17 protein-coding genes are annotated in these 17827 nt (G+C 55.8%); 8 read left to right on the forward strand and 9 right to left on the reverse strand.

Going from position 1 to position 17827, the window contains the following annotated elements; translation table 11 throughout:
* Positions 1-10: 10 nt before the first annotated feature.
* The 3 genes from ACFOOP_RS00775 to ACFOOP_RS00785 all read right to left on the reverse strand — a co-directional run bounded on the left by ACFOOP_RS00775 (position 11) and on the right by ACFOOP_RS00785 (position 5792).
* Positions 11-1453 (reverse strand): efflux transporter outer membrane subunit, encoded by a 1443-nt coding sequence (locus ACFOOP_RS00775; protein ID WP_379878742.1) that lies wholly within the window; start codon positions 1451-1453, stop codon positions 11-13.
* A 2-nt stretch (positions 1454-1455) separates the two neighbouring features.
* Complete coding sequence (locus ACFOOP_RS00780; protein WP_379878744.1) at positions 1456-4629, reverse strand: efflux RND transporter permease subunit; 3174 nt, start codon at positions 4627-4629, stop codon at positions 1456-1458.
* 65 nt (positions 4630-4694) lie between these two features.
* Positions 4695-5792 carry an efflux RND transporter periplasmic adaptor subunit gene (locus ACFOOP_RS00785; protein WP_379878746.1) on the reverse strand — a complete coding sequence of 366 codons (1098 nt, stop codon included), beginning with the start codon at positions 5790-5792 and terminating at the stop codon, positions 4695-4697.
* Positions 5793-6048: 256 nt separating this feature from the next.
* Here ACFOOP_RS00785 and ACFOOP_RS00790 point away from each other — a divergent pair, with 256 nt between their 5' ends.
* A complete protein-coding gene (locus ACFOOP_RS00790; protein ID WP_379878748.1) occupies positions 6049-6633 on the forward strand; it encodes a TetR/AcrR family transcriptional regulator in 585 nt (194 codons plus the stop codon).
* 105 nt (positions 6634-6738) lie between these two features.
* Positions 6739-7083: a c-type cytochrome gene (locus ACFOOP_RS00795; RefSeq protein ID WP_379878750.1), complete on the forward strand. Its 345-nt coding sequence runs from the start codon at positions 6739-6741 to the stop codon at positions 7081-7083.
* A gap of 15 nt (positions 7084-7098) precedes the next feature.
* On the opposite strand, the gene ACFOOP_RS00800 is transcribed toward ACFOOP_RS00795, so the two are convergent.
* Complete coding sequence (locus tag ACFOOP_RS00800; protein ID WP_379878752.1) at positions 7099-8007, reverse strand: VOC family protein; 909 nt, start codon at positions 8005-8007, stop codon at positions 7099-7101.
* Positions 8008-8220: 213 nt separating this feature from the next.
* Here ACFOOP_RS00800 and ACFOOP_RS00805 point away from each other — a divergent pair, with 213 nt between their 5' ends.
* From ACFOOP_RS00805 to ACFOOP_RS00825, 5 genes are all read left to right on the forward strand, one after another.
* Positions 8221-8664 (forward strand): hypothetical protein, encoded by a 444-nt coding sequence (locus tag ACFOOP_RS00805; protein WP_379878754.1) that lies wholly within the window; start codon positions 8221-8223, stop codon positions 8662-8664.
* A gap of 67 nt (positions 8665-8731) precedes the next feature.
* Complete coding sequence (locus ACFOOP_RS00810; RefSeq protein WP_379878756.1) at positions 8732-9211, forward strand: copper-binding protein; 480 nt, start codon at positions 8732-8734, stop codon at positions 9209-9211.
* 10 nt (positions 9212-9221) lie between these two features.
* Entirely contained in the window at positions 9222-11018 is a 1797-nt protein-coding gene (locus ACFOOP_RS00815) for a copper resistance system multicopper oxidase (RefSeq protein ID WP_379881477.1), read from the forward strand.
* 2 nt (positions 11019-11020) lie between these two features.
* Complete coding sequence (locus ACFOOP_RS00820; protein WP_379878758.1) at positions 11021-11815, forward strand: copper resistance protein B; 795 nt, start codon at positions 11021-11023, stop codon at positions 11813-11815.
* A gap of 179 nt (positions 11816-11994) precedes the next feature.
* Positions 11995-12861, forward strand: coding sequence for a methylenetetrahydrofolate reductase (locus tag ACFOOP_RS00825; RefSeq protein WP_379878760.1), 867 nt, complete (start codon positions 11995-11997; stop codon positions 12859-12861).
* Positions 12862-12940: 79 nt separating this feature from the next.
* Here ACFOOP_RS00825 and pobA read toward each other — a convergent pair whose 3' ends face one another.
* Positions 12941-14110, reverse strand: a complete 1170-nt coding sequence (pobA, locus tag ACFOOP_RS00830) for a 4-hydroxybenzoate 3-monooxygenase (RefSeq protein ID WP_379878762.1) — start codon at positions 14108-14110, stop codon at positions 12941-12943.
* An 81-nt stretch (positions 14111-14191) separates the two neighbouring features.
* On the opposite strand from pobA, the gene ACFOOP_RS00835 reads away from it, so the two are divergent.
* Positions 14192-15154, forward strand: coding sequence for a helix-turn-helix domain-containing protein (locus ACFOOP_RS00835; protein ID WP_379878764.1), 963 nt, complete (start codon positions 14192-14194; stop codon positions 15152-15154).
* 44 nt (positions 15155-15198) lie between these two features.
* On the opposite strand, the gene ACFOOP_RS00840 is transcribed toward ACFOOP_RS00835, so the two are convergent.
* From ACFOOP_RS00840 to wrbA, 4 genes are all read right to left on the reverse strand, one after another.
* Complete coding sequence (locus ACFOOP_RS00840) at positions 15199-15453, reverse strand: hypothetical protein (protein WP_379878766.1); 255 nt, start codon at positions 15451-15453, stop codon at positions 15199-15201.
* 218 nt (positions 15454-15671) lie between these two features.
* Complete coding sequence (locus tag ACFOOP_RS00845) at positions 15672-16493, reverse strand: alpha/beta fold hydrolase (protein WP_379878768.1); 822 nt, start codon at positions 16491-16493, stop codon at positions 15672-15674.
* A 45-nt stretch (positions 16494-16538) separates the two neighbouring features.
* The gene (locus ACFOOP_RS00850) at positions 16539-17072 is read right to left on the reverse strand and encodes a VOC family protein (protein ID WP_379878770.1); all 534 of its coding nucleotides are present in this window, start codon (positions 17070-17072) and stop codon (positions 16539-16541) included.
* A gap of 45 nt (positions 17073-17117) precedes the next feature.
* On the reverse strand, positions 17118-17720 hold the full coding sequence (gene wrbA / locus ACFOOP_RS00855; protein ID WP_379878772.1) for an NAD(P)H:quinone oxidoreductase: 603 nt from the start codon (positions 17718-17720) through the stop codon (positions 17118-17120).
* Between the last annotated feature and the right edge of the window lie 107 nt (positions 17721-17827).

Genomic DNA, 17827 nt, shown 5'->3' on the forward strand with positions numbered 1-17827 from the left:
CGCCTGAGCTCTATTGCGTTTCGGGAAAACCACCCAGCGCACGGTAGAGACTAATGGCGCTGACAGCATCTTCCAGCCTTACAAGCACAAGCTCCTGTTTCGCGGCGTAGTCCGCCCGTTGAGCGTCAAGAACGGACAGATAGCTATCGACGCCATTTCGAAAACGTGCGTCCGCAAGCGTATAGGTTCGCTCAGACGCCGTCGAAAGTTTTTCGGTCGCCTCCAGCCGCTCGCCAATCGTGCGTCGGGTCGCTAAAGCATCGGCGACATCGCGAAAGGCCGATTGGACCGCTTTTTCATATTCGTTGACGGCGATATCGCGGTCGATCTTTGCGCCAGTGAGTTGTGCGCGATTGCGTCCCCCGGCGAAAATCGGAAGCGATACGGAAGGAGCAAAAGACCAGACACCTGTTCCAGCCGAAAAAAGATTGGCCAGTTCCGAGCTTGTTGTTCCAGCGCTCGCCGTCAGCAATATTCTCGGGAAAAATGCGGCCCGCGCGGCGCCAATATTGGCGTTTGCAGCGCGCAGCCGCCGCTCTGTCGCCAGCACATCAGGGCGCTGAAGCAAGATCTCAGAGGACACATCCTCAAAGGCGGCGTTCAGCGTGACGCTATCAAGCGAGGCGTCTAGATCAGGCAGTTCAGCCTGTCCGACAAGCAACCGCAGCGCATTTTCATCGCGCGCGATCTGCGCTTCAAGTCCTGCGGCGTCAGCGCGTGCGCGCTGCACCGATGTATCCGCACGCTGCACATCAAGATCGTTGCCAAGGCCATTGTCCACAAGCTCGCGCGTGAGATCATAAGAAGATTGCTGACTTTCCACCGTCTCGCGCGCAATGTTCAAACGCTCCCGGTCGGCGAGCAATTGCAGATAGGCTCCAGCAACTTCGGCAACGAGGGATATTTCAGCAGAACGGCGCGCTTCTTCCGTCGCAAAATAGGTTTCAAGCGCCTGCCGGTTGAGACTTCTCACCCGCCCAAACAGATCCAGTTCATAAGCGCTGAGACTAACCTCCGCGGAATATTGTTCAATCGTAAGCGGTTCCGTCCTGCCGGCCCCGCCTGCCGCGCCCGCAGCGCCAATCGATGCGTTTTCACCGATGCGCTGGCGTAAATATCCCCCATCTGCACTGATTGAAGGGAGACTATCCGCACGCTGGACGCGGTAAAGCGCTCGCGCGCGCTCTACATTCAACATCGCGATGCGCAGATCGCGGTTATTTTCAAGCGCCGTTTCAACAAGCGCCGTCAACGCCGGGTCAGCAATGAAGCTGCGCCAATCGGCAAGACGCATGGCGTCATCCGCGGTCTCGTCTACACCCGGAAATGTTTCCGCAACAGGCGCTTCGGGGCGGTTGTATTCAGGCGCCATGGTGAGCGAGGTGCAACCGCAACCGAGGACCGCCATCGCTGCAATAGAAATGGTTTTCAGTTCTGATGGAAAAAACGACATGCTCAAACGGCCTCATGCCGCGGCTTGAGAGCCTGCTTTTCTGTCGCTTCTCCTGTACCGAAAAAACGGCGCACCAATACGTAAAAGAGCGGTGTAAAGAAGAGCCCCAGAAACGCCGCCGCCAGCATACCGCCCAGCACCGACGCGCCAATGGCGTTACGGCCGGCGGCGCCAGCGCCACTCGAAAGCACCAGCGGCGTAACGCCAAGACCGAACGCGAATGAAGTCATGAGAATAGGGCGAAGGCGAACCCGCGCCGATTCAATAGCGGCCTCAAAAGCGGACCGGCCCTGTTTTTCCAAAAGGCTTGCAAACTCGACAATCAGGATAGCGTTTTTCGCCGAAAGCCCGATCGTCGTCAGCAGCCCCACCTGGAAAAAGATATCGTTCGGAAGCCCGCCGAAGATAGCAGCCAATGAAGCGCCCATCACCCCCAGAGGAACGACTAGCAAAACAGAAATCGGAATGCTCCAGCTTTCATAAAGCGCTGCAAGACACAAAAACACGACCAGGATTGATAAAGCATACAGCGTCGTCGTTTTTGAGCCGCTCTCAATTTCTTCCTTTGAAACGCCTGTCCATTCGATTCCAATGCCTGATGGCAATTGTTCCGCCAACCGCTCAATAGTCGCCATGGCTTCACCCGAGCTAACGCCAGGCGCCGCAGAACCGAGAATCTCCACCGAAGAGACGCCGTTATAGCGTTCGAGTTTGGGCGAGCCGCCTGTCCACGAAATATCCGCAAAAGAAGAGAAAGGAACGAGTTCGCCGCTCGCATTCGGGATGCGCCAGAGTTTCAAATCCTCAGGCGAACTGCGATACGGCCCATCAGCCGCTAAATACACGCGCTTGACGCGCCCCCTGTCAATGAAGTCATTCACATAGACGCCGCCCATAGCTGTCGCCAGCGTTGTGTTGATCGCGGTGAGATCAAGCCCCATCGCCTGCGCCCGGCGCTGGTCGATGTCGACCTGCAATTGCGATTCTTCGCTAAGGCCATTCGGGCGCACCGCCACCAAATTCGGCTCTTGGGCAGCCATGCCGAGAAGCTGATTTTGCGCATTGATAAGCGTTTCTCGCCCGACCCCGCCGCGGTCCTGCAGGAATAAATCAAACCCGCCCGATTGACCAAGGCCCGGAACAGATGGCGGACCAAAAGCAAATACCTGCGCATCGCGGATCTTGAAAAAAGCCGCTTGCGCACGCGCAACCACGGCATCCTGACTCTGATCCTTGCGCTTACGCTCTTCCCAATCTTTCAACGGCACAAACCCGATGCCTACATTTTGCCCATTAGCGGCGAAATTGAAGCCTGCAATGGTGAAGTAGCCGCTGATGGTGTCCATCTCCTCTTCTTCGCTCCGCAAATGCGCCTGGACCTGATCAAGAACAGCAAGGGTGCGGTCATAGGTGGCGCCTGCCGGAAGCTGCACCTGCAGGATCATCCGCGCCTGATCTTCATTTGGCAGGAAGGAGCCCGGCAGCCGCGTGAACATAAATCCTGTCGCAACGACCATTACGACAAACAACAGAAAGAAGCGTGTTGAACGATTGATAACGCCTTTGGCGCCGCGCAAGTGCTGGCTGGCGCTCGTGGCGAAGACCGAATTGAAACTGCGCAACGGCGCCGAAAGCCGATACGCCAGCGAACCCGGCTTCGGATCCTTTGACGGATCGCGCTGTTTCAAAATTGTAGCGCAAAGCGCCGGCGTCAAAATAACCGCCGTCAACACCGACAACGCCATAGCCGTGACGATAGTGATTGAAAATTGCCGGTAGATAACCCCGGTAGTGCCGCCAAAAAACGCCATCGGGATGAACACGGCTGAAAGCACCGCGCCAATTCCCATCAAGGCGCCGGTTATTTCAGACATTGCTTTTCTGGTCGCCTCGCGAGGGGGGAGCTTCTCTTCTTCCATGATGCGATCGACATTCTCGATGACGACAATGGCGTCATCAACGAGGAGACCAATGGCCAGCACCATCGCCAGCATGGTCAGCGTGTTGATGGAAAAACCGAAAGCAAGCAATACAGCAAATGTCCCAAGCAAAACGACGGGCACGGTAATCATGACAATCGCCGTCGCTCTCAGATTTTGCAGAAACAAAAACATGATGACGGAGACGAAGATCGCCGCTTCGACAAGCGTCTTCACGACTTCCTTGATCGATTCCTTAATAAAAGGAGTTTCGTCGACGGGATAGACAATAGACATGTTCGACGGCAGGAACGCCGATAATTCATCGACGCGCGCTTTCACGGCATCCGCAGTGCGTAGCGCGTTGGCGCCGGGCGCAAGCTGCACAGCCATGCCGGAAGCGGGCGTTCCTTTGTATTCGGTGATGCGATTATATCGTTCGCTGCCGATTTCGACTCTGGCGACGTCGCTTAACTTGACTTGTGATCCATCCTCCAATGTGCGCAGCGCAATATTGCTGAATTCTTCGGGCGTTTGCATGAGCGACTGAACATTGATCGTCGCGTTTAGTTGCTGCCCCGGCATATGCGGACCGCCGCCAATTTCGCCGCCGGTAACCTGCGTATTTTGAGCGCGGATCGCATCGACCACATCCTGTGTGGAAAGGCCGTAATTGGCGAGTTGGAAGGGATCCATCCAGATACGCATGGCGTATTGCGATCCAAAGGGCTGCACCTGACCAACGCCGGGAACGCGGCTGATCGGATCTTGCCAGTTGGATGCGAGGAAGTCAGCGATATCGGCTTCACCCATCACGCCGGAATTGTCCACCAGCGCTACAGCGAGCAAAAAGCCTGCACGGGCCTTGTTCACGGTGACGCCTTGTCGCTGCACTTCCTGAGGGAGGAGCGGCGTCGCCAGCGCCAGCTTATTTTGAACCTGCACCTGCGCTATATCCGGATCCGTGCCCGACTCAAAAGTAAGCGTCATCGACATTGTGCCATTCGAACTGGAACTGGCGGAAATATAGCGAAGGTTGTCGATGCCCTTCATTTGCTGCTCGATCACCTGAGTGACCGCGTCTTCCACCGCTTTCGCCGAAGCGCCCTGATAGGTGGCGCTGAGGCTCACTGCCGGCGGCGCAATGTCAGGGTATTGCTCGAGTGGAAGGTTTAAAAGACTGATGACGCCTGCAAGCATCGCAATCATGGCGATTACGCAAGCAAAGATCGGCCTTGAAATAAAAAAATTCGCCACAGGGATATCTCTTGTAAATGAAAAACAGGGTGCGCCAGCTCTTCGGCAAGCGGCGGTAACCTACCTCATTGAAATCCGGAAGAATTGGCGGCGCCGGCGACGCTGCGCGGCGAGCCTGTGTTGATTTCAACCGGCGTTACTGTTGCTCCGGGACGGAACCGCTGAAACCCTTCAACGACAATACGTTCACCAGGTTCAAGGCCGGAGGCGATCAGCCATTTGTCGCCTTTCGCACGCGCCACCTCCACCGATCGTTCAGCAACGGTGTCATCATCCATCACTACATAAGCAATAGCTTCGCCGAGCGCGTTGCGCGCGATCGCCTGCTGGGGAACCAGAATAGCGTTGCTGTTCCTGCCCTCGATAATTTCGGCTCGAACAAACATGCCGGGCAGCAATAACCCATCCGGATTGGGGAACACTGCCCTCAAGGTGACAGCGCCGGTCTGCGGTTCAACATTGACTTCCGTCAGCGCAAGCTTGCCCGACTGACCATAGGCGCCGCCGTCTTCCAGCGTCAGGTTTACGAGGAGCTGATCGCCCTCAACGGTTTCAAGTTCGCCGCTCGCAAGTTTGCGCTTCAGCCGCAACAGCTCAGCGCTCGATTGCGCAACATCGACATAAATCGGGTCGAGCCCGTGAATTACCGCCAACGCTTCTTGCTGGTTTGCATTGACGAGCGCGCCGCGTGTGACGAGCGTTCGGCCAATGCGCCCATCGATTGGCGCTTTGATATCCGTGCGTTCAAGATTGATTTTCGCACTGGCCAGCGCCGCGCGAGCAAGCGCGACTTCCGCCTTCGCCTGTTTTGCGGAGGCTGATGCGTCATCGTAATCCTGTTTGCTCACTCCGTTCATTTCGACGAGCTTTGCGAACCGCTCTTCACGGTTTTTCGCGGCGGCGGCCATGGCCGAGGCCTTGTCCAAGGTTGCGGCGGCGCTGTCGACAGCGGCCTGGTATGGCGACGGATCAATAAGGTAGAGCGGCTGACCAGCCGTTACAGCGGCGCCCTCTTCGAATTGACGATCCAGAATAATGCCGGACACCTGAGGGCGAATTTCCGCAACACGATGGGCAGCGGTACGGCCAGGCAAAGTGGCTGACAAGGTCGCCGGCTCCGTCCTGACGGTTTGAACGGCGACTTCGGGCGGCGGCGGCGCCATCCGCGCATCTTCTTTTGCCCCGCAGGACACAAGGGCGACGGCGGCGCAGAGCGCGAGGATCCGATTCATCTTCAAAAACGGGGGCATAAGATAGCGTTTCCGAGCAATTCAGCCCTGTAAATGCGTCCCCAGCCTTTAGAAAAGCTGAGGACTTGATTAGAATGAACGTTTGTTCTAAAGAAATAATTACACGGCTTGAATAAAGTTGGCAAGCAAATTGTGCGGCGCATCATAATTAAAATAAAGGTAGTTAAAAATGTCCGAGGCCCTGCCGAAAACTTGCGATGATCCCCGCGAGCGCGTCCTGCGCGCGGCGGAAAGAGCCTTTGTAGCCAGCGGATTTCACGGCGCCCGCATGGCTCAGATCGCCAAAGAAGCGAAAATGAGCCCCGGTCACATCTATCACTATTTCGAGAGCAAGGAGCAGATCATCGCCGAGATGATCCGCGCGCATTACGAAGAGAAGAAAGTCACCGTCGAACGCTACCGCGAGGCTGGGGATCAGGTCGTCGATATGATGATCGACAATTTGAAAGATAGCGTTGCTGCGAAAACTGACCCTTTCTGGTCCACCTTAATGCTCGAAATCGCCGCGGAGGCGACACGAAACCCGGAAGTGGCTTCTTCCATCCGCAATATGGATGCGGAGCTGAAAGGGCGGGTCATCTCTTATCTGCAGGACAGCGTCAGAAAGGACAATCTCGAATCTCGTCTCGAAATTTTCGTTGCGCTCATGCAAGGCATCGGTATGCGCAACATCCTGAATCCCAGTCTCGATAAGGAAGCGGTGACCCTCATACTTAGAGACGTCATCGAAGTTTTATTTCGCCAAAAAGACTAACATGCCTCAACTGAGGATGGCGGTAAAAACAGCCCCGCCGCGCTTCACCGCATTCGCGATCTGGGCTAAAGTCACCTTCCTGGCGCGAAAAGAATGGATATAACGGTGACCGCTACTTCAGTCTTTGTGAAGTCCCGTTTTGCAGCGCCAGCACTGACCGTTCTGAGCGCGCTCGCTGCGGGATTCGTTGTCACGCAGGCAAAGGCCGGCGATCCGGATTTGGGCCGTGATCTGTTTGAGGCCTGGTCCTGCAGCGGTTGCCATACGCTGGCTGACGCTGGATCAGAAGCCAGCATCGGCCCCTCACTCGATGGAAACCCCAACCTGACGCTTGGTTACGTCATCAGCCGGATAACCAATGGGGGCGGCGCCATGCCGCCTTTTGACGGGCAATTGACTGAAGACGAAATCGCGGTGCTGGCCGAATATATTATTCAGGTTGCTGAGTAATAAGGCGTTAGAAGCCTACTCAGATGAATTGACCCTTGCGCCGACCTGCGCAAAATAATTGGTAATGCCGTCCGGGTCATTGAGCCAAACAAATCTCAGATCAAAGCCAGGCAGATTGCCGAGCGGCGTTTCAACGGTGATTTCGCGTGTTTTGGCGTTCGCATCGACAGCATCAACATCGCTTACAACATACTGAATGCCTGCGCTGCCCGTATCGGCTGGCAACGCCTCCCCCGCCGACCACACATTAATTGTCGTCGCCCCGTGGCGATAAGGATATTTCGTTACGTTAAGGAGCGCATCCTCAACCGGCGGCAGTTCATCAAGCCCCACGAAATCGCGATAAAAGGCGCGGCTTTCATCAAGATCGGAAGCGTTTATCCCGACTTCCACCTGTTCATATGTCTGGGCAGAAGCATCGGGCGCAATCACAAGCTCCAGCGAAAAGCCACCCGGGTCCTCCACCAAGGCGGCGCGTGCGCCATCGCCTCTGTCAGCAAAATCCGGCGCGGCGTAGCCGTGCGCCTCAAGGCGTTCAACAAGCGCCGTCTCATCCGGAAAATAAAGCGTGAAGGTTCGAATCCCCGTCGCGTCGTTGACGCCGCCAAGATGATAGTCTCGCCCCTCCTTCAAGCCAGCCGCAAGCTTGATCTGCCCACCGCCAATGCCGAAAAGGATCATTTGTTGCCCGCCGCCAAGATCGATCGGTTGTAACGGCGTTAACCCCAAAACTTCATGATAGAAGGCGACCATCGCCTGTGTTTGTTCTGGAACGAACCGCCGATAGACATTCATGGAATCTTGCGTAATGAGCGCACGCACAGAAGATGCTTCAGCTCCGTCCGTCGCTGGTTCCTTACCGAAGGCGCTGGCGGCCGTAAGGGATAATCCGGCGACAAAAACCGTCTTGATTAGTTTACACATGCACACCTCCTGCAGTAAGGAACGGTCCGCCACCAAGCCTAGTGAGACTGCCTGGAAGGCGCAAATTCAAACAGCGGCAATGCCGAATTCAAAAAGAGGCGATTCCTCCTGCGGCAAGGGCGACAAACGACGCTAAAGGATTAACCGTTGTTGCGCTGGGTGGTTTGACCGCCCCTTGGCGGCGAGGTAAGTTATCCCCATCTTAGATGGCCTATGATGAAACATTTGCGCATTGCAGTTCTATTGCTCGGCGCCGTCCTTTTCGGGACGGTGCAAGCGGCTTGCGCATGCGCGCCTTACCAGCAATCGGAAAGTGAAGCTCATCACCAGGCCGGAGAGCATGGCGACGCCCATGGCGCCCATGCTCAACATCAGCCGCATTCAGCGGAAGCATCTGAGCAGCGCCACAAGGCGCCCCCTTCTGATTGCGGCGACGGCGAATTCTGTGATTTTCATGCAGTTCATCAATTGACTGCGGACACGCTGACGCCTTCAGCACTGACAGCGCCGGCCAAACCTATCGCGCTCGCGACCCTGGCTATGGAGCCGCGGATCGAGACGCCGTCTCTGTCGACGGCGAGAGGTTTCCCTATCCTGAGCCGCGCGCCGCCGCGGCGGCCAACTCCCGTGACTTTAAAAGTCCGCCTCCAGAATTGAATGCAGGCGCGCTGCGCATTTGCGCTGCGCTTTTCTTTGCCGCTGCATTCAACAACGGAGATATTCCATGAACCGCTTTTCTGTTTTGCCGCTCACCATGGCGGCATCCCTCCTGGCGTCAGCAGCACTTGCCCAGGGCGAACACAAAATGGACCATCAAGGCCATAAGATGGAGATGACCGACAAATGCGCCCTGCCCATGGGCGAAGGCGTCATCAACGCACTCGATGTCAAGAACGCCAAGCTTAATCTCACCCACAAGCCAATTGAGGCGCTCGACTGGGACGAAATGACAATGGACTTTTCGGTTGAAAAGATTGTCGATCTTGCTGCGTTTTATGAAGAGGAAAAAGTCCACTTCATGTTGAAGCCAGCCAAGGACGGAGCATGGTCCGTCGCCATGATGTGTTCGCTCGAGATCGACGCCGGCGCCCATACGGCCTGTATGAAAGCCATGAGTGAAGAACAGGCCCGGATCACAGCCGAAGCGGATGCTGACTGCGCAGGCGCGGCGCCTGACGCCGGCGCCCATCACGGCCATCACTGAGCGCCGCGCCATGTTCACAAGACGACATCTCCTTCGCGGGGCCGCCGCCAGCGGCGCCTATGCGGGCGCAGCAAGCCTTCTGCCCGCCTGGGCGCAAAGCGTCCATGGCGGTCAGAGCATGCAAAAACAACCGCCGGCCCTGACGGGACCGGCGTTCGACCTCTCGGTCGGGCACGCCAATGTTATGATCGGCGGACGCAACGGCCATGCTGTTACGGTGAATGGAAGCCTTCCAGCGCCGCTGATCCGCTTCCGCGAAGGCGAGCGCGTAACCTTACACGTTCACAACACACTCGATGAAGACACATCCATTCACTGGCACGGACTTTTGGTGCCATTCTATATGGACGGAGTGCCGGGCGTTTCCTTTCCAGGCATCAAACCGGGGGAGACCTTCACTTACGAATTCGCCGTCCCGCAAAACGGAACTTACTGGTATCACTCTCACTCGGGGCTTCAGGAACAAAGCGGTCTATACGGACCGATAATTATCGATCCCGCCGGTGCCGACCCGGTTTCCTATGACCGCGAATATGTGCTCGTCCTGTCGGACTGGCTGTTTGAACATCCGCATAAAGTTTACGCCAAACTGAAGAAGAACAATGAAGTCTTCAATATGCAGGAGCGAACGCTTGGCGACTTCATTAGCGACGCAAGCGAGAAAGGGCTCGGCAAAACGATTGAAGACCGCGCCATGTGGGGAAATATGCGCATGTCGGCGACCGACATCGCAGACGTCACCGGCGCGGCCTACACCTATCTGATCAACGGCCATTCGACAGACGACAACTGGACAGCGTTATTTGAAACAGGCGAGCGCATCCGCCTGCGGATTATCAACGCCGCGGCCATGACGATCTTCAATTTCCGTATCCCGGGCCTGCCGATGACGGTGGTTCAGGCGGATGGGCTTCATGTCCAGCCTGTCGATACTGATGAAATACAGATTGGCGTTGCAGAAACCTATGACGTCATCATCGAACCTAATCGCCCGCGCCCTTTCGCGATTGTGGCCGAAGCCATTGATCGTTTTGGGCAAGCGGTTGCAACGCTTTCGCCACGGCCCGACATGCGCGCCACAGCGCCGCTTCTGCGCGAGCGTCCGATCCTCACCCACAAAGATATGGCCATGGACCATGGAAGCATGGCCCAGAATATGACGGGCATGGAACATGGCGATCACGCCATGACAAAGCAGGCGCACAGTCACAAAATGGGCGTCGGTGTGGATATGGTGGCGGAAATGCCGACAAACCGCCTCAACGAACCGGGGCTCGGCCTTGAAAATGTTCCCCATCGCGCATTGCGATACACGCAACTGAAGAGCACGGTACAAAACCCCGACCTTCGGGCGCCGGAACGCGAGATCGAAATCCATCTCACCGGCAATATGGAGCGTTTCATGTGGGGCTTTGACGGCGTCAAATTCTCCGCCATCGAAAAACCCATTACCCTTTATGAAGGCGAGCGTGTTCGCTTCACCCTCGTCAACGACACAATGATGACCCATCCTATTCACCTGCACGGAATGTTCTTTGAACTGAACACTGAAGAAAGCGATCACCGTCCGCGCAAACATACGGTGAATGTGAAGCCCGGAGAAAAGCTCTCGTTCGATGTCACGGCTGACCATGTGGGCGACTGGGCGTTCCACTGTCACCTTTTGTTCCACATGCATGCGGGCATGATGCAGGTCGTTTCTGTCCTACCAAAAAGCGAGGGCCGCCCGTCGTCAAATATGGACCATGAAGGCCATGACATACACCCCTCTGCGCCTCACAACGCCCACAAGCATGAGGGGCATTGATCATGAGAACGCAAAAGCCCCTTCCCGTTCTTCTGTTTTCCTGTTTCGTGGCGACTACCGCGATGGCGGAAGAAACAGCAACGCCATGGTCCCAGGCTGACGCCTATAACGACCCTCAGGAAATGGCCAAAGCTCGCAGGGCGGTGCTGAAAGAACATGGCGCGGGAACAACCTATTATGTCCTCGCCGACCGTTTTGAAGTGCAAACCGGCGAAGGCGATCCGGCGCTGATGCTGGAAGGACAGGCATGGTGGGGCGGCGATCGCAACAAGCTCGCGCTCAAAACCGAAACCGAATATTCCTTCGAGGAGGATAAGTTCGAAGAAGCCGAATTTCAGGCTTTGTGGTCGCGCGCCATTAGCCGCTATTTCGATTTCCAGGCGGGCATGCGCCATGATTTCAGCCCTGACCCTTCGAGAACCTATGCGGCGCTCGGCGTGCAAGGACTGGCGCCTTACTGGTTCGAAGTGGATGCCGCTCTCTTTGTCAGCAACAAGGGCGATGTCAGCGCGCGGCTAGAGGCGGAATATGAGCTCATGCTCACCCAACGGCTCATCCTGCAGCCAAGCGCCGAGGCGGATATTTCATTCCAAACCGTCGCCCCGCTTGAAAGTGGTGAAGGGCTCTCCTCCATCGAACTGGGCGCGCGTCTGCGCTATGAGATCAAACGGGAGTTCGCGCCCTATATCGGCGTACACTGGACGCGCGATCTGGGCGAGACGGCGGATTTCGCTCGCGCCAATGGCGAAGACCCGTCCATCGTTTCTTTTGTCGCAGGGGTCCGGCTCTGGTTTTAAAACCGGCGGCGAAAGCAGGCCGCCCAGCGGTCATTTGTTATAAAAAATACCCGCTCAGAAGCCTCTGTGGATGAACGGAACCAATTTCGTGCGCAAACACACTAGCGCTGTGGCCGCTGGTGAGTATTCCTATTGGGGAACCAGACCCGCAAAATGGGCCGACCGAAGGAATGCGCCTAATGTCCTACGCTGAAATTCATCCCAATTGGGAAACCCTTTCCGACGATCTGCTTGACGGTTATTCGCTCGAGATCACGGCAAAGGATGTGCCTGCGCTGCGCGAGGCCGCACCCATGATCGCGCCACAAACACCAATTGCCGTGACCTTCCTGCCTGGCGAGGAAATGAGCGCGCGAATAGCAGCGGTGAAGGCCGTGCGCGAGCTTGGTTTTGAGCCGATGCCCCATGTGTCGGCGCGGCGCCTGACCTCGGTTGACGTGTTTGAGAACATGATCAAACAGGTGACCGCCGAGTCTGGCGTGAAACGGCTCTTTGTCATCGCCGGCGATCCGCCGACGCCGGAAGGGCCGTTTGAGGATTCGCTTCAGGTGATCAAAACCGGCGTTCTTGAGCAAAACGGCATCAAGGCGATCGGCATCGCAGGCCACCCCGAAGGCCACCCAAATGTCTCGAAGGAGGACCTGTGGGTCTGGATGGAAAACAAGATTGCTGAAATCCGTCAGCGCGACATGCTTCCCATTATCGTGACACAATTCGGATTTTCCGCCGAGCCATTCCTTGAGTGGCTGGAAGAAATGCGCGCCCGCGGCATCGACTCTCCGGTGCGCATCGGCGTGCCGGGCCCGGCTGGAATTAAACGGCTTCTTGGCTTCGCCGCTCGCTGCGGCGTCGGCGCTTCAGCCTCCGTCATGGCGAAATATGGGGTCTCCCTGACCAATCTCATTGGCTCGGCTGGCCCAAACAAACTTGTCGGCACGTTAAAAGACGGGCTCGACTATGAAAAGCATGGACGCGTTCGGCTTCATTTTTATCCGTTTGGCGGTCTTTCGAAAACCGTGGAATGGATCAACGAACATCACGGCTAACATACTCGATAAACCAAGTGGGAGCAGCATCCCCTCTTCCTATCACGCAGTCTTTGCAGCGCTTCACAGCGCTGCAAAGCTATAAGGGCAGGCCGACATAATTCTCGGCCACTGTTTTTTGCGCCGCTTCGGAAGACGCTATGTAATCCAGCTCCGCAATCTGCACACGCCGGTCAAAAGCGCTGTCAGTCGGGAAACGATGCATCAGCATGGTTAGCTGCCAGGAAAAACGTTCCGATTTCCAGACGCGCGCAAGCGCTTTTTGCGAATAAGCCTCGATAGCCTCGCTATCGTTGCTTTTGAACCAAGCAATCATAGCGCGCGAAAGATACCGCACGTCAGAGGCGGCGAGGTTGAGCCCCTTGGCCCCGGTCGGCGGGACGATATGCGCCGCGTCGCCCGCGAGGAAAAGCGATCCATAGCGCATAGGTTCAAAAACAAACGATCGCAGCGGCGCAATAGATTTCTCCAAAGCCGGCCCTCGCGTAACATGGGATGCGGCCTCAGGCGGCAGGCGCAAACACAACTCATCCCAAAGTCGCTCATCCGGCCAGTCTTCAACTTTATCCGTCAACGGAACCTGAATATAATAACGGCTGCGAGTCGGCGACCGCATGGACGCCAGTGCAAAGCCATGCTCATGATTGGCGTAGATGAGTTCATGATTGCAGGGCGGGACATCTGACAAGATGCCGAGCCAGCCAAACGGATAAACTTTCTCGTAACTAGCGCCTTGCGACTCCGGAATGGCCTGCCGCGAAGGACCATGAAACCCGTCGCACCCAGCGATAAACCGCGCCTCGACGCGCTTCTCCATACCATCTTTGATATAGGTTACGGCCGGGGCGTCGCCAGTCACATCATGAAGCGCAACGTCGGCCGCCTCCCAGATGATCTCAAGACCTCTCGCTGGCGCGGCGTCGATAAGATCCTTGGTCAGTTCGGTCTGTCCATAAACCATGACGTCGGCGCCGACGAGCGCACGCATGTCAATCCTGACGAGCCGCTCATCATAGGCAAGGTTGAAGCCGGCGTGAGGCAGTCCCTCCGCGTGCATACGCGCCGCAATATCAAGCTCGTCAAGAATATCGGTCGTCACCGTTTCAAGGACGCCCGCGCGAATGCGAGACAGGACATGCTCCTGCGTTTGCCGCTCGATAATAACAGCGTCTATTCCAGCTTGCCTGAGCAAATGCCCCAGCATCAGGCCCGCAGGACCCGATCCAATAATTGCGACTTGGGTTTTCATTTCCGGGCCCTTCCAGGTTTCTGAGACCCGCTCCATGGGAGGTCTTTGATTGCATTTTACAATCACAATCTGCTGCTATGAATGGATTATTCTGGCCAATTATTGTATTTTTCGCTCATGCGAACCTCGCCCCCCTCCCATAGTCACAGACCACAGGTTGACCAGCCGGAAATCTACGCGCTTTACGGAGAGCAGCCCGGAGAGTTCGGGATAGAGGACCTTCATATTGAAGATATCGACGCTCGCGCCCGGCTCCATGATTGGAAGATATTGCCGCACGCCCATTCGGGGATAATGCAGCTTATCTACATCTCCGAAGGGGGCGCAGAAGCAAAAACGGAAGACCGTATTACTCCGCTCAGAAGCGGCGATCTTGTCTTCATCCCTGAAGGCGTGATCCACAGCTTTGATTTTCAGGACGGAACGATTGGCTGGGTGTTATCAATCGACAGCCCGTTTTTAAACACCCCCCATTTCCGCTCCGTAAAGGATATGTTTCTGGGCCGTATATTTTCCGTAAGCAAAATAGTTTTAAACGCGAACCGGAAGCAGGAGGCCGAAACGTTGTTCGACCGTCTCCATAATGAGTTTCTCGGCTCGAACGAGGGTCGGCGCGCCATGCTGGAAAGTTTAACGCAGGCATTGTTGATATTGACCATGCGCGAAATTCCGCGGATGAAAGAGACAGATGCAGAGCCGGCCAACAGTGCGCAGGTTGCAACCGCCTATCGCAACTTGATCAACAACAAGTTTTGCGACCATTGGACGGTCGCCGACTATGCAAATGCTCTTTCCATAAGCCAGTCACAGCTCACAAGAATATGCCGTTTACATGTTGGAAAATCGCCCGCAGCGCTTATACACGCCCGAGTTTTATTAGAAGCGCAGCGAATGCTCCGCTATGCCGAAGCGCCCGCTGCGCAGATTGCTTTTGAATTAGGGTTTCAGGATCCGGCCTATTTCTCGCGTTTTTTCAAAAGATTGGCTGGCGTCACGCCGCGCCAATATCGACTTCATAGCCGCCATCGCAACCTTCAGACCTGAAAAAGATCTGCACCTCCCGGTCAGAAGGTAGAGATGACGCCGTTCTAGTTAATCTCCGGAAAACATTGGGCGCCGATATTCTTAAGTTCATCAGACGCATCGCTTTCCCAGTCGGCGACAGCAAGATACTCTTCGGCCTGCTCATCGGTCATCGCGTCCACAAAGCATGTGCATTGACCTTCAGGGTCCGGCGAGCCAAGCGGCCCGACAACAGCAACACACTTTTCCATGACTTCACTGGCGAATACGCTCGTTGAAATCATAAGAGCGCCGATCACAATAGCGACTTTTCTCTTCATTGGATGTCTCCCTTTTATGCTTGCCACAAACTTGCCGATTTAATCGGCGCTGGCGACAATAGCTCTATTGGTTTTGGTTGAACTGAGAACGCAACAAAAGTTCGTAATTGTATTTTATTTCGACACTCGAAATCGTATGCCGGGACTTGATTGCTGTCAAACATACGCAAAGACACGCTTGCGTTTCACAATACATATTATCTGTACAGAAACTAACATCACTTGTGCAACTCAGCCAGGAACGCGCCAATGATGGCGTTAAAGCCTTCAGGGTTGCATAAATTACAGACATGCCCCGCGTTTTTTACTGTCGCCCGGCGCGCATCAGGAACACCGTAGGCGATCGCATCCGCGACCAGCCGGCGCCATGGCGTTTCCTGATCGCCGGTCACCGCCAAAACTGGCGATTGGATTTTACCTAGCGCGTCCGGATCAACGCCGAAGGACGACGACAGTGGTGTACGGAGGTCACGCCCATCGTAAGAACGCAGCATGTCGTCCATACACTTTACCGCATCGGGATTAGGGCTCTGCATCAGCGGATGCTCACGCCACTCTTTCCGCATTTTGTCGATCTGGCCCGCCTCCAAGAGCGAGCGATAGTGGCCAAGCGGTATTTGCTCATCCGGTTTTGCCGCCGGCTTGAAACCGGAGAGGCCTGCACCTTCCAGTATTAAACCAATAGTGCGTTGGGGGCGCCGAAGCGCAAATTCAAGCGCAATCCGGCCCGCCTGGGACATGCCGACAACCACGCTGGCCTGAAGCGAAAAATAATCCTGAACTGCAATGATATCATCAGGTTCCAGATCGATGCCAGCGGGCGCTGTAGACTGGCCGAAACCGCGCCGATCAAAGGCGATAACCGGATGCTCCGCCGCAAGCGCTTTCATTTGCTGCGCCCACATGCGCCGGTCGAGCGTCCAGCCATGCAGGAATACGATGGGCGGGCTGGCGTTTGAGGAAATACCGCCCCGCAGCTCGGCCTCCAAGACGCCGCCCACCACTGGTATATTTACAATTTCAGTCGATGCGCCAGTCATGAAAGTCACGCACCCAAAACTGGATGAAACCGCAAGGAAGACTAATCAGCGATATACATTGTTGTTTGTGTAATCGCCTTCCAGCCATCGCTCCAATTCTGAATGCGCCTTGCCGCGCCATTCCTCCGCCCGCGATATCGCCTCAGGCAAGTCCAGAACAAATTCCACAATCATCCCGTTTGGATCAGTGACATAAACCGAACGACAATAGCCATGTTCCAGCACATAAGTGTCAGGCTCTTTAATTCCAGCCGCCGCAATACGTTCTTCCATCGACTTTTGCGTCTTCGCATCCACATTCAGCGCGATATGATGGAATGGAGAGGCCGGCATTTTGGGCCCAAAAAGCTCTTGATCTTCTGGATTGGCGAACTGAAAAAACGCCAGCGCGCTGCCGTCGGCGAGACCGAAAAAACAATGGATGTAAGTGCGCTCAGCGCCGAAGAGAATGTCTTTTTCGCACCAGGTCGCAATCAGCGGCATGCCCAGCACATCCTCGTAAAATTTGCGTGTCGCCTCCATGTCCCGGGTAGTGAAAGCGGTGTGATGCAGCCGGCTCGGCAAGGATCCTTTCGCCATTCTTCTCGTCTCCTCTCGTGCGATTACCTGAATACGCCCTAATGGCTAAGCGGTCAGCCGCGCGGCAAGTTCCGCGACATGCCGGCCCTGAAATCTCGCGCCTTCGAGTTCATTGGCGCTTGGCATCCGCGCGCCGTCACCACCGGTTATGGTGGTCGCGCCATAGGGGGTGCCGCCGCTCAACTCGCTCATGATCGAGGCTCCTTCCCATGTATAGGGAAGGCCGACAATAACCATGCCGTGGTGCAGAAGTGTCGTGTGAAACGACGTTATCGTCGTTTCCTGACCGCCATGCTGACTCGCCGTCGACGTAAAAACACTGCCGACTTTTCCCACCAGCGCGCGCGACATCCATAACGGCCCGGTCTGATCCAGAAAGTTTCGCATTTGCGCCGCCATATTGCCGAAGCGCGTTGGCGTTCCGAATATGATCGCATCGTAATTTGCGAGTTCCGCAGGATCGGCGAATGGCGCATCCTGATCAGTTTTCATGCCGGATTCAGCGGCGACCTTTTCAGAGACCAGCTCAGGCGTACGCTTTACGACAACGGAAACACCAGAAACGGAGGCGGCGCCTTCTGCTACAGCTCCGGCCATCTGTTCTATATGTCCGTAACTCGAATAATAAAGCACCAGAACTTTGGTCAACTTTCTCTCCTCATCAAACCGCCATTATGGCGGTTTCTTTTTGCGCGTTTAAGCCGGCGCATCATACCACGCCGGCTTAATGCCTGACGAGACGGGTTAAAGCGCCC

This window comes from Hyphococcus aureus (assembly GCF_042643165.1).
Taxonomy (GTDB): Bacteria; Pseudomonadota; Alphaproteobacteria; order Caulobacterales; family Parvularculaceae; genus Hyphococcus; species Hyphococcus aureus.

Coding starts and splice junctions, on each gene's coding strand:
- ACFOOP_RS00800 (WP_379878752.1), bottom strand. CDS start 8,007: ATGTGTAAACTAATCAAGACGGTTTTTGTCGCCGGATTATCCCTTACG.
- ACFOOP_RS00850 (WP_379878770.1), bottom strand. CDS start 17,072: ATGGCGAAAGGATCCTTGCCGAGCCGGCTGCATCACACCGCTTTCACT.
- ACFOOP_RS00840 (WP_379878766.1), bottom strand. CDS start 15,453: ATGAAGAGAAAAGTCGCTATTGTGATCGGCGCTCTTATGATTTCAACG.
- ACFOOP_RS00790 (WP_379878748.1), top strand. CDS start 6,049: ATGTCCGAGGCCCTGCCGAAAACTTGCGATGATCCCCGCGAGCGCGTC.
- ACFOOP_RS00835 (WP_379878764.1), top strand. CDS start 14,192: ATGGATTATTCTGGCCAATTATTGTATTTTTCGCTCATGCGAACCTCG.
- ACFOOP_RS00845 (WP_379878768.1), bottom strand. CDS start 16,493: ATGACTGGCGCATCGACTGAAATTGTAAATATACCAGTGGTGGGCGGC.
- ACFOOP_RS00815 (WP_379881477.1), top strand. CDS start 9,222: ATGTTCACAAGACGACATCTCCTTCGCGGGGCCGCCGCCAGCGGCGCC.
- ACFOOP_RS00785 (WP_379878746.1), bottom strand. CDS start 5,792: ATGGCGCCGCCGCCGCCCGAAGTCGCCGTTCAAACCGTCAGGACGGAG.
- ACFOOP_RS00810 (WP_379878756.1), top strand. CDS start 8,732: ATGAACCGCTTTTCTGTTTTGCCGCTCACCATGGCGGCATCCCTCCTG.
- ACFOOP_RS00820 (WP_379878758.1), top strand. CDS start 11,021: ATGAGAACGCAAAAGCCCCTTCCCGTTCTTCTGTTTTCCTGTTTCGTG.
- ACFOOP_RS00805 (WP_379878754.1), top strand. CDS start 8,221: ATGATGAAACATTTGCGCATTGCAGTTCTATTGCTCGGCGCCGTCCTT.
- ACFOOP_RS00825 (WP_379878760.1), top strand. CDS start 11,995: ATGTCCTACGCTGAAATTCATCCCAATTGGGAAACCCTTTCCGACGAT.
- pobA (WP_379878762.1), bottom strand. CDS start 14,110: ATGAAAACCCAAGTCGCAATTATTGGATCGGGTCCTGCGGGCCTGATG.
- ACFOOP_RS00775 (WP_379878742.1), bottom strand. CDS start 1,453: ATGTCGTTTTTTCCATCAGAACTGAAAACCATTTCTATTGCAGCGATG.